Source organism: Microbacterium shaanxiense (assembly GCF_054779995.1).
In genome coordinates this window covers 175983-188375 of the sequence record NZ_BAAGXE010000002.1, presented here as the reverse complement: position 1 = coordinate 188375, position 12393 = coordinate 175983, and the positions used below count along the sequence as shown (strand labels likewise).

The window sequence follows — 12393 nt, the reverse complement described above, 5'->3', positions numbered from 1 at the left end:
TTCCAAGGATGGCGGGATTTCGAGAACACCTGTATTCGAACTCTCAAAGGTGTCCAGGAATTACGAGACCGTCATACCTGTAATGGAATGGCAGATGAACAGCGCGTGACCCGCGGGCCCTGGCAGATCAGCGGACGTGGAGCCCGGTCAACCCTCCGACACCCGGGCGAGCCGCTCGAATCGGCCAGGCCGGGTGAGCGCGTGCGCGAAATCCGCGAGGTCGGCGAACTCGCGCGACAACTCGGCCAGGTCCCATACGAGCTCGCGAAGTCCGCTCTCGAGCCATCGCTCCTCCGGAGGGCAACCGGTGCGTACGGCCACCTCCCTGCCCGCTGCGATGTCGGCATCCGTCGGTTCGCTCCATGTGAGCTGCCGGTGCTGCCAGGCGATTCGGCGTCGCCGCCATTCGTCGATCGATGGCACCTTGTGCATCCAGAAACGTCCCGTTCTCGAAGACATGCAGAACTGCAGCGACACCAATCCGCGCCACGCCCGCCGGCTGATCACGCGTGCAAGAGCGGATTTCTGATCTTTCAGACCGTCGTTCCATGCGCTCTCGATGCCGACGACCGCCTTCGTGACCTCATCGGCATACACGTGCTCCCGGTCATCCGTCCCGAGATCTTCGAGGCATTCGCGGTTGCAGTTGAGGTGGTCGTCGCGACCCGTGCGCCAGTGATGCCGTGCCGGTGTCGCGCGCTGCGCCCACTCGTGCCACTGTCCGGCGTGATACCTCTCGACATCGAAGGTGCGCACCATCTCTTGCATCTGGTCCCCGACCGCGTTCGCCAGCGCCGTGATGGCCGGCGTCGCGCGGTGCAGTTGCTCGAGGGCGTGCTCGTCCCGACCGCGGCGGAACGCCCGACGCGCATGCGCCGCCTCGCTGACGAGCATCTTGACCGCGATCAGGGTGATCGGCAGGGCAGCTGCAGCGATTGTGGCGACGGCGACCATCGCGGCCGTCGACCAGTTCGCTGCCACCAGAAAGGACCCCACTGCCTCGGCACCCGATCGGATGGCGGAGGGGAACGCGGTCAGCGCAGCGGCCAGGAGCACCGCGATGCCGAACGCGGTCAGGAAGAAGCCGGGCAGCGCCGCCAGCAACGCCCCCGTCCACCGCAGCATCAGCCAGAGGCTGCGCAGAGCCCAGCGCACGATCCTGAGCACGGCGGTCTCATCGGCGCTTCCCGGAAGGCGCGTCGGCTGCTCGATGGAGCCATATGAGGTTCGGACGACTCGGGTCGCGAGCCACAGCAGGGCCCATTCGACTCGAGCGCTGCTCGCCTCCAGTCGCCTGACGTCCTCGAGCGTCCCTCCGGTCGCGAGTTTCCTGGCGCACCAACGCGTCGCTCGCGCGAGTGCGCGGAAGACGAAATGGAGGGCGAATGCGATCACCAGGAACACGAGCGCGTAGCCCAGGAGTGCTGCGACGAAGACCTCGCCTTCGCCGCCGGACCAGTTCAGGCCCGCTCGTATCCGTTCGAATGGCCCGAGCAGCCAGTCGATCCATTCCATTGTTCCCCCCGGACGACGTGATCTGCCGTCAGCGTTTCACGAGGCGCCGACATCGACTCTTCGGCATCCGCACTCGCGCGCACTGGCGCGTACGTCAACCGGCGAGGATGACCTCGTAGCCGGCACCCGCCAACTCCGGAGCCGCGGTATCCGTGATGACCGTAGGGAAGAGCTCCGGCCCGCCGACGAACGCGAATGCGACCTGGCCGATCTTGCTCGAATCGGCCACCACGATGGCCCGAGCCGCGCGCGACGCCATCATGCGGTTCACGGCGGCCTCGCGCTCGTCGTGAGTGCTCGCTCCGTCTTCGGCGGAGAGAGCGTTCACGCCGATGAAGGCGATGTCGAGTCGGATGCCGCTGAGCAGCTGCTCCACGAATGGACCGACGAGCTCGTAGCTGCGGGAGTGGATCACACCGCCGGTGACGACGACCTTGATGTCGGGCCGCGTCGCGAGCTGCGCGGCGATGTTCACCGCGTTGGTGACGACGGTGAACTCGCCGAGGTCGTCGCGGGCGGCGAGAGCCGCCGCGATCGCCGTGGTCGTCGTGCCTCCCGAGAGCCCGACGACGGCACCGGTCGTGACGAGGGCGGATGCCGCGCGCGCGATCGCGTCCTTCTCCTGCGTGCGCAGGTGACTCTTGTAGCGGACGGGCAGTTCGTACGCGACCGACTGCGCCACCGCGCCGCCGTGCGTGCGGGTGAGCAGTCGCTGTTCGGCCAGGCTGTCGAGGTCGCGCCTGGCCGTGGCCGGTGAGGCGTCGAGCCGCTCGACGAGTTCGTCGACGCTGACCTCGCCCTGAGCCGCCAACAGATCGAGGATCGCGGTCAGCCGCGCTGCGCGCTTCATCACACGCCACGCTGATTCGCGGCGACGCCCGTCGCGCCCGCTTCCTGCAGCGCGAACAGTCTCAGCATCCGAGCCGCCTCGTCCACGACCGCCGCGCGGCCGGGAGCGACGTACTTGCGAGAGTCGACCAGACGCTCGTCCGCATCGAGCGTCGCACGCACCGCCCGGGTGAAGAAGCCGTTCAGATGCGTGGACACGTTGATCTTGGTCATGCCTGCATGCACGGCATCCATGATGACAGCATCCGCGACGCCGGATGATCCATGCAGCACCAGAGGGACGTCGAGAGCGGCGTGCAGACGTCCGACGAGGTCGATGTCGAGCGATGCACTGCGATCGGTCATCGCGTGCGACGACCCGACGGCGACGGCCAGCGCATCGACACCCGTCTCGGCGACGAAGGCGCGTGCCTCGCCGGGGTCGGTGCGCACCCCGGGCGCGTGAGCACCGTCTTTGCCGCCGACCTCACCCAGCTCGCCCTCGACGTAGACACCGGCGGCGTGCGCGTGATCGGCGACGACACGGGTCATGGCGACGTTCTCGTCGTAGGGCAGTGCGCCGCCGTCGAACATGACCGATCCGAATCCGAGGGCGATGGCCTCGTCCACGAGCTCCGGATCCTCGGCGTGATCGAGGTGCACGGCGACCGGCGTCTCGGCGCGGCGCGCCACCGCGAGCGTCGCGAGGGCGATCGGCTCGAGCGCGCCGTGATACTTCGCGCAGTTCTGCGAGATCTGCAGGATCACGGGCAGTCGCGCCTGAGCGGATGCTGCGACCAGCGCCTCTGCCGTCTCGAGGTGGATCACGTTGAAGGCGCCGATCCCGCGCCCCTGCGCGGCGGCGGCGCGGACGAGTTCGGCGGCGGAGACGAGGGTCATGCGTGCTCTTCCTGGTCGTGGGACGCGGCGGGCACGGGTGAGTCGCCATCGAGGATCAGTGCGCGTTCGAGGTCGCGCCAGGTGGAGTGGATCTCGCCGGCGAGCGGCATCAGCACCGCCGAGGCCGACCACGCCGTCGCGCGGCGGAGGATCTGCGCGGGGTCGGTGGTGCCGTCGGCGATCAGCGTCGCGGCGGCGGCGACCGCGGCGTCGCCCGCCCCGGTCGGGTTGCCGTCGAGCGGCTCGGGCAGCCGGGCCCGCAGCATCCGATCGGCAGTGACGGCGTACATGCCGTCCGCGCCGAGCGACAGCAGCACGAGTCCTGCGCCGCGGGCGATGAGGGAGCGTGCGCCATCGATCGGGTCGGCGATGCCGGTGGCTTCGGCGAGCTCCGCTCTGTTCGGTTTGAGCACGGCGACTCCGGCATCCGCCGCCCTGAGCAGCGCAGGACCGGAGGTGTCGACGATCACCGGACGATCCCCGCCTGCCGCGATGAGGTCGGGAAGAAGCATCGACGGCGCCCCTGGTGGGAAGCTGCCCGAGATCACGAGCACGGATGCCGCGGCGGCCTGCCCGCGCACGGCCGCGATGAACGCCGACCACTCCTCCGCACTCGGGTTCACGCCGCGCTCGTTGACGATCGTGGTGTCGCCGAGCGTACGATCGACCCACGCCACGCTGCGGCGGGTGGCGGCGGAGACAGGAACGAGCACGTGCGGCACGCCGCTCGCGTTCAGCTCTGCGCGCAGTTCGGCACCGGTCGCTCCACCGCACGTCGCCACCGCGCGAACATCATGGCCCTGCGAATAGGCGACGCGCGCCACGTTGAGCCCCTTGCCGCCGGCGCGCACCGCGCCGGCGTCCGCACGGTGCGCGCCGCCGATCTCGATGCGATCGATCTCCCACGTCAGATCCAGCGCCGGGTTCGCGGTGACCGTGACGATCATGCCGACTCCCTCGCGCGCAGCGCGGCCCCGAGCAGGCCGGCATCGTCCCCGAGCTCGGCGGGAAGCAGCCGGGGCACGCGGTGGAAGCTGAGCCTGGACGCCAGGCGTGTGCGCAGTTCGTCGAACATGGCCCCTCCGGCACGGGAGAGTCCGCCGCCGATCACGATCGCCTGAGGGGCGAACATCGCCGTCTGCTGCGCGAGCGACATCGTGAGCGCGTCGAGCGCGTCGTCCCAGATGCGCGCCGCGACCTGATCGCCGGCGGCCGCGCGTGCGATCACGTCTCTGGCTCCGTCAGGGGCCGTACCGGTCTCGGCGGCGTAGCGACGGGCGATCGCTCCGGCCGAGGCGATCGCTTCGAGGCAGCCGCGCGCCCCGCACGCGCATTGCGGACCGTCGGCGATCGGCGAATGGCCGATCTCGCCGGCATAGCCTCCCGCCGTGTACGGCTCGCCCCCCACGAGGATGGCGCCGGCGATGCCCGTGCCGATGATCAGCACGATGACGTCGTCGTGCGCGCGTGCGCCGCCCAGGCGGTGCTCCGCCCAGCTCGCCGACCGCACATCGTGGTCGAACGCGACGGGGAGTTCCAGCCGCGTCGCCGCGAGGTCGCGCAGCGGTGCGTCGCGCCAGCCCATGTTGCTCGCGAAGACGCCGACTCCGGCATCCGCATCGACGATGCCGGGCACGACGAACCCGAGTGCGGCGGGGGCGACCTGCGGATGCTGCGTGCGCAGCTCGTCCGAGAGACGGGCGAGCTCGTCGATCAGCGCGGTCGCCGGGTCATCGCCCAGCGCGGGGGTCGGGGTACGGCGCAACCCCCGTGCTGCGCCGTCGGCATCGAAGAGCGCCGACTTGATGTCGGTGCCCCCGACATCGAAGGCGAGCACGGCCGCGCCCGCGCCGATACCGCGCGTCGCGTCGTCTACTCGACCTGCGGCCCGCCGCCCGCCGGATGCGAGAAGAGTTTCCCGGCTTCGCAGGTCGTTGGAACCGGGAAACTCTCCTTCCATCCGCGGCATCAGGCGTCCAGGATGACCGAACGGGTGAGGTTGCGGGGCAGATCGGGGTCGAGCCCCTTGGCCAGAGCGCGGTCCAGAGCCACCCGGTGCAGTCGTACGAGGTCGGCGAGCGGGTCGACGTCGTGCTGCACGAAGCGGGCCCCCGTCGCCTCTACCTCGCCGGCGAGGCCTTGGGGCGCGGCGCCGAACTGCCACGTGATGCGGCCGGGGGCGGCGATCGCGATCGGACCGTGCCGGTAGTCCTTCGAGGGGTACGACTCGGTCCACGACTGCGAAGACTCGCGCATCTTCAGCGCCGCCTCGTGAGCGAGGCCGATCGTCCAGTTGCGACCCAGGAACGTGTACTGCTCCGCGTCGGAGAGCGCGGCATCGTCGTCCGACGCGAGCACGGCTTCGGCGTCGGCGATCGATCGTGCGACGTCGGCGGTCAGGCCGAGCGAGGAGCGGAACAGCGTGAGAGCCGTGGTCGCGAACCGCGTCTGCACGACCGACTGCTCGTCGGCGAACGGCATCAGCACGGCCTCGTCGACGAGGTCGACGAGCGGCGAGTCCGGGTCGCCGATCACGCCGATGACCGGGATCCTGCCCTTGAGCTGCTCGGTCACCTCGAGCACCTCACTGGTGGTCCCGGAGCGGGTCAGCGCCACGACGGCGTCGTAGTCGCGGTCCAGGAACGCCTCGGATGCCGCGTACGCATCCGTCACGCCGAGGCCGGCGGTCTCACGCAGAGCGGCATACGACTGGGCGATGAACCACGACGTGCCGCAGCCGATCACGGCGACGCGGGAGCCCGCCGCCGGCAGCGTCCGCTGCTCGTCGCGCATGTCGGCCGCGCGCGCCCACATCTCGGGCTGGGAGACGAGCTCCGCCTGCATGAATGCCCCGGGGACCGAGTCGGTCATCTGAGCCGCCTTTCGTGGAGATGCTGTTTTCTGATTGTTTCTATCCTGATTCAATCATAGAGTGACTCTCATGGTTGTGCGAAGGCGCTCGACATCACCGCAGACCCGCGACGGTCTCGCGGAGTCTGGCGAGCGTATCGGCCGAGACCGCGACGCCGGCGGCCCGCAGCGCCAGCAGCCCGGCGCCGACGGCGCCGTCAAGGACCGGACGCATCTCGAGCCCGGACGCGGCACCGCCCAGACGCCGCACGAAGGCGTCCAGCACCGGACCAGGGCGGGAGATCACGCTGCCTCCGACGACGAGCGGTCCCGGGCCGGTCAGCACAGCCCCCAGCGAGTCGGCGAGGTGACGACCCGCTCTGTGCAGGATGCGTTCGGCCACCGGATCATCGGCGGTGAAGGCGAGCGGGGCGAGCGCCGCGAGTTCGATCGGACGCATCGCATACAGCGACTCGACGAGCTTCTCCAGCATGCGCGGGCGTCCTTCCCTGCGCGCGGCATCCACCGCGATGCCGAAATGCTCGAGCACCGCAGAGGTCAGGGAGGTCGTCGCTCCAGCGTTGTCGAGATCCCTGACCACCGCCCTGGCGACGCGGTGCCCGATCCAGAAGCCGCTCCCCCGATCGCCGAGCAGCCACCCCAGCCCGTCCGCCGTCGCCTCGATCGCACCTCCCGAGACGCGGACGGCGGACGCACCCGTGCCCGCCACGATCGCATAGCCGAACGGCTCCGCCGATCCGCTGGAGTACGTGGCCATCAGATCGGACTCGAAGGTGAGACGGCCAGTGAACCCTTCGGCCTCCAGTCGAGCGAGCAGCCATCCGCCCTCGCCGTCCTCCGCGCGCTGCCCGGCCATCGCCGCGGTGATCACCGAGACATCGGCCAGGGTTCGCGATGAAGACGCGAGCGCCCGAACGACGGCGTCGACCACGCCGTCCGCAGCACGATCGGGGCCTGCGGATATCGGGTTCCCGCGCCCGCCGGTGCCGTACCCGATGCACTCGCCGCGTCCAGTCGTCAGCACCGCTCTGGTCGAGGTCCCGCCGGCATCCACGCCCACCGTCAGCATGTCGTGACCCATTTGTTACGCGTCCTAACTTGACGTTCCTCAACGGTGAGAATAGTTTTCAACGCAACGCAGACTTACTGCGACGAGTTCTGGGGGCAATGGTGCCACGCAGCATGAACACCGGCAATGGCGCGATCGTCGGCCGTATCGCCGAGCGCCGCCACGCCATGCCGGCTGCGCTGTCGAAGATCGCCGATCTGGTGATCTCGCATCCGACCACGCCGGCGGAGCTGACGATCACCGAGCTCGCCGAGCGAGCGGGCAGCTCCCCTGCCAGCGTGACCCGCTTCTGCCGTTCGCTCGGCTTCGCCGGGTACACGCAGTTCCGTGTCGCGATCGCGACCGAACTCGGGCACGCATCAGCGGAGCATGCCTGGATCACGGACATCGGTGCGGAGTTCGAGCCGACGGATTCACCGGAGAAGATCCTTCGGACACTGCTCAATGTGCACGTGAGCGGCCTCGAGACGACGCGTGAGGGCATCGACCTGGATGCCGTCGGCAAGGCCGCGCGCGCAATAACGACCAGCCGCCACGTCGACATCTACGGCCTCGGCGGCAGTGCGGGGATCGCACAGGAGTTCCAACGCCGGATGCACCGCATCGGCATCAGTTCGCACGCGTGGTCGGATGTGCACGACGGCCTCGCCAGTGCCGTACTGCAGGACGAGAACTCGGTCGCGATCGGCGTCTCCAGCACGGGGCAGACCAACGAGACCGTGCAGATGCTCGCCCAGGCGGGGTCGGCCGGTGCCCTCACCGTCGCGATCACGCACGACGACGAGAGCTGGATCGCGGATGTCGCCGACGTGTCGATAACCACTGCGGCGCCCGTGGGCTACCTGCGGCCGGACGACATGTCGGTGAAGCATTCGCAGCTCTTCGTGATCGACCTGCTGTACCTGCTCATCGCGCAGCAGATGTTCGACCCCGCCACCAGGCGCCTCGCCGCGACCGCGACGGCCGTGTCGGCGCATCGTCGACCTCGAACGATGAAGTCGCATTCGCCTGAGGCGTCATCCGAGATCCAGGAGGAAGCAAGTTGAGCGCCACACCGTCCGATCTGTTCCGTGAGGCGAGCGAACGCCTCGCCCGTCTCACCGCGGATGCCGAGTCAGGGGCCCTCGAGCCCGCGATCGCGCTGATGGTCTCGGCCCTCGACGGCGGCGGCGTGATCCACGCGTTCGGCACCGGCCACTCCGAGGCCTTCGCGATGGAGATCTCCGGCCGGGCGGGAGGGCTGATCCCGACCAACAAGTTCGCCCTGCGCGACCTCGTGATGCACGGCGACCGAGAGGTGGACGTGCTCACGAGCGCGCTGGAGCGCGAACCCTGGCTGGTCGACGAGCTGATGGCGACGGTGCCGGTGGGAGAGGCGGATGTCTTCCTGATCGCCTCCAATTCCGGTGTGAACGGCTCGATCGTCGGCGCGGCGCTGTGGGCGAAGGAGCGCGGTCACCGGGTGATCGCCGTGACGAGCATGGAGCACACCATGCGCGTCGACCCGAAGCATCCGTCCGGCAAGCGTCTCGCCGACGTCGCCGATGTGGTGATCGACAACCTCGCCCCCTACGGCGACACGACGCTCGAGGTCACGGGCGGCATCGGCGCAGGGGCCATCTCGTCGATCACCGCCGCCTTCATCGCCCAGCTGCTCACGCTCGGCGTCGCGCGCACCATCGCCGATCGCGGCGACACTCCCCCGATGTACATCTCCGCCAACATCCCGGGCGGCGATGAGCACAATTCCGTCCTCGAAGACCGCTATCGCGGTCGCATCCGTCGGGGAGCCTGACCGGCTTCCCGCTTCTCCAGAACCCGAACACCACAACGAAAGGTACGAAGATGGAACTCACACAAACCTCCATCAGCCGCCGCAACCTGTTGCGCGGCGCGGCAGCGACGGCGCTGCTGCTGCCATTTGGCATGTCCCTCGCATCCTGCGCAGCACCCGGCGGTGGCGGAGGCGGAGGCGGCGCCCAGGGCGAGGTCACCGCGGACAACCCCTTCGGCGTCGCTGCCAACACCGAGGTCGACGCGGTGATCTTCGACGGCGGCTACGGCGTCGACTACGTCGAGAACGCGGCCAAGATCATGGCGGCGAACAAGGGCCTGGACGGCGTCACCGCGAAGGTCTCCGCCTCCACCAAGATCGCGCAGGAGCTGCAGCCGCGGTTCGTCGGCGGCAACCCGCCCGACCTCGTCGACAACTCGGGCGCCAACTCGATCGGCTGGAACACCATCCTCGACCAGCTCGAGGACCTCAGCGACGTTCTCGAGTCCGAGAACCTCGAGGGCAAGAAGATCGCCGACACGCTGTTCGACGGTGTGAAGGCGCCAGGCACCTTCGGCGACAAGTTCGCCGCACTCAACTACGTGTTCACCACGTACGGCCTGTGGTACTCGGGCAGCCTGTTCGAGGAGAACGGCTGGGAGCCGCCGACCACGTGGCAGGATCTCAAGGCGCTCGGTGAGGCCGCCAAGGCGCAGGGCAAGTATCTGTTCCTGTGGGGCAAGGAGGCAGCGACCTACTACCAGACCTTCGTCGTCGACTCCGCGGTGATCCAGTCCGGTGACGAGGTGCGCCTGCCCCTGGAGAACCTGGAGGAGGGCTGCTGGTCGCATCCCACCCTGCAGTCCATCCTCACGATCCTGCACGAGCTCATCCAGTCCGGCTACGTCAAGCCCGGCGGCGGCGGCACGCAGTTCACGCAGGCGCAGTCGCAGTGGAGTCTCGACATGGAGGCGCTGCTGTACCCCTCGGGCTCGTGGATCGAGAACGAGATGAAGAAGACGACCGCTGAGAACTTCCAGATGAAGGGCGTGCGCGAGATGCCCCTGGATGACAACGCGACCACCCCGGCGGGCTTCATGCGCGCCGAGGCCGGCGAGCCCTTCATCGTCCCCTCCAAGGCGAAGAACCCTGCCGGCGGAAAGGAGCTGCTGCGCACGATGCTCTCGAAGGAGGCCGCGTCTGCGTTCTCGAAGGAGAAGCTCGCCCCCACCGTCGTCAAGGACATCGTCCCCGAGGACGGATTCGGATCGACCGCTCTCGTGTCGCAGGTCGAGATGATCGCGGCGGCCGGAACGGGAATGTTCACGATCCAGTCGTTCAACCTGTACGGCATGAACTCCGACCAGCTGCCGATCTGGAACTCGTTCCTGGACGGCAAGATGACCGTCGCGGAGATCACGAAGCAGCTGCAGGACCTGACCGACAAGATCCGCAACGACAGCTCCATCGAGAAGATCGAGATCAAATGAGCCTCAGTGCTCCCGGCCTCGACGTGGCGCTGGACACAAGCGCCGTCGTCACGGCCCGCACGGGACGCCGCAAGGCGCCCCGTGCGGGCCTGCGGCGCAGGATGACCTTCGACTACGCGTCGTTCCTGTTGATCTTCCTCGGGCTGCCGGTAGCGATCTTCCTGATCTTCGTCATCTCGCCGTTCATCCAGGCCGTGTACTACGCGATGACCAACTGGACCGGCTTCTCGCCGAACATGGACTTCGTCGGCTTCGACAACTTCGTGCGGCTGTTCCAGGACCCGACGTTCCTGCAGGCCATGGGCAACAACATCCTGCTCGCCATCGTCGTCCCGCTGATCACGATCGTGATCGCCCTGATCTTCGCGAGCATGATCACGGTCGGCGGTCCGAGCCACGGTCAGGTGCGCGGGCTGAAGGGCTCGAGCTTCTACCGGGTGGTGTCGTTCTTCCCGTATGTCATCCCGGCGATCGTGATCGCGATCCTGTGGAACATGATCTACACGCCCAGCGGCCTGCTGAACGGGCTGCTCGGTGTGATCGGGATCGACACGAACGAGTTCGCATGGCTGGGCGATGCGCGCACCGCGATGGGCGCGACGATCTTCGTGATCGTCTGGAGCATGGTGGGCTTCTACATGGTGCTGTTCATCGCCGCCATCAAGGGGATCCCCGGGGAGACCCTCGAGGCTGCGCGCATCGACGGGGCGGGCCGGTTCCGCACCGTCATCTCCATCGTGCTGCCGCAGATCCGCGACAACGTGCAGACGGCGTACATCTATCTCGGCATCCTCGCATTGGACGCCTTCGTCTACATGGCAGGACTCAACTCCACAGGAGGACCGGGCAACAGCACACTGGTGATGAGCCAGTACCTGTTCCGCACCGCCTTCGAGAAGGGGCAGTTCGGCATGGCGAGCGCGATGGGCGTGGTGCTCGCCGTGATCACCCTGCTGTTCGCCGCGATCGTGATCAGCGTGTTCCGCCTCGCAGGCGGCAAGGATGAAGGAGGACGCGCATGAGCCTGCAGACGCGAGCCGCAGTGACGATCGATCCGAAGTCGGCACGGCGCACGGTCACCACGAAGTCCACCAAGGGCGACAAGGCCGTCGGCGGCGCATCCCACGTCGTTCTCGTCATCTGGTCACTCGTCGTGATCATGCCGATGCTGTGGACCCTCATCGGATCCTTCAAGACCACGAAGGAGATCTTCGCGTCGCCGTTCGGCCTGCCGGCGGACTGGAACTTCGACAACTACATCAACGCCTGGGTGGGCAACAACTTCGGCGGCATGTTCATCAACACGGTCATCGTCGTGGGCGTCTCGCTCGTGCTGGTGATGGTGCTGGGGGCGATGTGCGCGTATGTGCTGGCACGGTTCTCGGTACCGGGCAGCCGCGTGATCTACTACCTGATGCTCGCCGGCCTCACCTTCCCGGTGTTCCTCGCGATCGTGCCGCTGTTCTTCATCCTCCAAGGGATGGGCCTGCTGAACACGCTCCCCGGCCTGATCATCACGTACGTCGCGTTCGCACTGCCGTTCACGGTGTTCTTCCTGTTCTCGTTCTTCAAGTCGTTGCCGTACGAGATCCAGGAGGCCGCGTACGTCGACGGCGCGAGCGAGTGGCGCACCTTCTTCCAAGTGATGCTGCCGATGGCCAAGCCGGGAATGGCGGCGGTGGCGATCATGAACTTCCTAGGGCTGTGGAACCAGTTCCTGCTGCCGATCTCGTTGAACACCGACAAGAGCAAGTACGTGCTCTCGCAGGGAATGGCGTCCTACGCCTCCTCGGCGGGCTACGCGCTCGACTTCGGAGAGATGTTCGCCGCCGTGGTCATCACCATCGTCCCCGTGCTGATCGTGTACATCTTCTTCCAGCGCCAGTTGCAGGGTTCGGTGTCGCAGGGCACCTCGAAGTAGCACTTGCCGTCGGCGCCCCCTTCCG

At 67.9% G+C, this 12393-nt stretch carries 12 protein-coding genes; 5 read left to right on the top strand and 7 right to left on the bottom strand.

Annotation, left to right across the window (positions count from 1 at the left end; genetic code table 11):
• Positions 1-147 precede the first annotated feature (147 nt).
• The 7 genes from ACYVG2_RS05790 to ACYVG2_RS05760 form a co-directional block, all read right to left on the bottom strand.
• Positions 148-1515, bottom strand: coding sequence for a hypothetical protein (locus tag ACYVG2_RS05790; RefSeq protein ID WP_460780089.1), 1368 nt, complete (start codon positions 1513-1515; stop codon positions 148-150).
• Between the two features lie 94 nt (positions 1516-1609).
• Positions 1610-2365, bottom strand: a complete 756-nt coding sequence (locus ACYVG2_RS05785; RefSeq protein ID WP_460780088.1) for a DeoR/GlpR family DNA-binding transcription regulator — start codon at positions 2363-2365, stop codon at positions 1610-1612.
• A complete protein-coding gene (locus tag ACYVG2_RS05780) occupies positions 2365-3243 on the bottom strand; it encodes a class II fructose-bisphosphate aldolase (protein ID WP_460780087.1) in 879 nt (292 codons plus the stop codon). The genes ACYVG2_RS05785 and ACYVG2_RS05780 overlap by 1 nt, the downstream gene beginning before the upstream one ends.
• Positions 3240-4190, bottom strand: a complete 951-nt coding sequence (locus ACYVG2_RS05775; protein ID WP_460780086.1) for a 1-phosphofructokinase family hexose kinase — start codon at positions 4188-4190, stop codon at positions 3240-3242. Before ACYVG2_RS05775 ends, ACYVG2_RS05780 begins: the two co-directional genes overlap by 4 nt.
• A complete protein-coding gene (locus tag ACYVG2_RS05770) occupies positions 4187-5203 on the bottom strand; it encodes an ROK family protein (RefSeq protein ID WP_460780085.1) in 1017 nt (338 codons plus the stop codon). The genes ACYVG2_RS05775 and ACYVG2_RS05770 overlap by 4 nt, the downstream gene beginning before the upstream one ends.
• An 8-nt stretch (positions 5204-5211) precedes the next feature.
• Positions 5212-6114: an SIS domain-containing protein gene (locus tag ACYVG2_RS05765; RefSeq protein ID WP_460780084.1), complete on the bottom strand. Its 903-nt coding sequence runs from the start codon at positions 6112-6114 to the stop codon at positions 5212-5214.
• 94 nt (positions 6115-6208) lie between these two features.
• Positions 6209-7195 carry an N-acetylglucosamine kinase gene (locus tag ACYVG2_RS05760; RefSeq protein WP_460780083.1) on the bottom strand — a complete coding sequence of 329 codons (987 nt, stop codon included), beginning with the start codon at positions 7193-7195 and terminating at the stop codon, positions 6209-6211.
• 101 nt (positions 7196-7296) lie between these two features.
• Between ACYVG2_RS05760 and ACYVG2_RS05755 the strand changes: the two genes are divergently transcribed.
• From ACYVG2_RS05755 to ACYVG2_RS05735, 5 genes are read left to right on the top strand one after another with little or no spacing between them, the layout of a single operon-like run.
• Entirely contained in the window at positions 7297-8229 is a 933-nt protein-coding gene (locus tag ACYVG2_RS05755) for a MurR/RpiR family transcriptional regulator (RefSeq protein ID WP_460780082.1), read from the top strand.
• Complete coding sequence (locus ACYVG2_RS05750) at positions 8226-8978, top strand: sugar isomerase domain-containing protein (RefSeq protein WP_460780081.1); 753 nt, start codon at positions 8226-8228, stop codon at positions 8976-8978. Before ACYVG2_RS05755 ends, ACYVG2_RS05750 begins: the two co-directional genes overlap by 4 nt.
• 50 nt (positions 8979-9028) lie before the next feature.
• Positions 9029-10447 (top strand): N-acetylglucosamine/diacetylchitobiose ABC transporter substrate-binding protein, encoded by a 1419-nt coding sequence (gene ngcE / locus ACYVG2_RS05745; protein ID WP_460780080.1) that lies wholly within the window; start codon positions 9029-9031, stop codon positions 10445-10447.
• Positions 10444-11469, top strand: coding sequence for a carbohydrate ABC transporter permease (locus tag ACYVG2_RS05740; protein ID WP_460780079.1), 1026 nt, complete (start codon positions 10444-10446; stop codon positions 11467-11469). Before ngcE ends, ACYVG2_RS05740 begins: the two co-directional genes overlap by 4 nt.
• Complete coding sequence (locus ACYVG2_RS05735) at positions 11466-12368, top strand: carbohydrate ABC transporter permease (protein ID WP_448967038.1); 903 nt, start codon at positions 11466-11468, stop codon at positions 12366-12368. The genes ACYVG2_RS05740 and ACYVG2_RS05735 overlap by 4 nt, the downstream gene beginning before the upstream one ends.
• Positions 12369-12393 lie beyond the last annotated feature (25 nt).

Bases quoted from the DNA above. Each gene is read 5' to 3' on its own strand.
- ACYVG2_RS05775 (WP_460780086.1), bottom strand. From the start codon at position 4,190: ATGATCGTCACGGTCACCGCGAACCCGGCGCTGGATCTGACGTGGGAG.
- ACYVG2_RS05780 (WP_460780087.1), bottom strand. From the start codon at position 3,243: ATGACCCTCGTCTCCGCCGCCGAACTCGTCCGCGCCGCCGCCGCGCAG.
- ngcE (WP_460780080.1), top strand. From the start codon at position 9,029: ATGGAACTCACACAAACCTCCATCAGCCGCCGCAACCTGTTGCGCGGC.
- ACYVG2_RS05765 (WP_460780084.1), bottom strand. From the start codon at position 6,114: ATGACCGACTCGGTCCCCGGGGCATTCATGCAGGCGGAGCTCGTCTCC.
- ACYVG2_RS05790 (WP_460780089.1), bottom strand. From the start codon at position 1,515: ATGGAATGGATCGACTGGCTGCTCGGGCCATTCGAACGGATACGAGCG.
- ACYVG2_RS05770 (WP_460780085.1), bottom strand. From the start codon at position 5,203: ATGGAAGGAGAGTTTCCCGGTTCCAACGACCTGCGAAGCCGGGAAACT.
- ACYVG2_RS05735 (WP_448967038.1), top strand. From the start codon at position 11,466: ATGAGCCTGCAGACGCGAGCCGCAGTGACGATCGATCCGAAGTCGGCA.
- ACYVG2_RS05760 (WP_460780083.1), bottom strand. From the start codon at position 7,195: ATGGGTCACGACATGCTGACGGTGGGCGTGGATGCCGGCGGGACCTCG.
- ACYVG2_RS05755 (WP_460780082.1), top strand. From the start codon at position 7,297: ATGAACACCGGCAATGGCGCGATCGTCGGCCGTATCGCCGAGCGCCGC.
- ACYVG2_RS05785 (WP_460780088.1), bottom strand. From the start codon at position 2,365: ATGAAGCGCGCAGCGCGGCTGACCGCGATCCTCGATCTGTTGGCGGCT.
- ACYVG2_RS05740 (WP_460780079.1), top strand. From the start codon at position 10,444: ATGAGCCTCAGTGCTCCCGGCCTCGACGTGGCGCTGGACACAAGCGCC.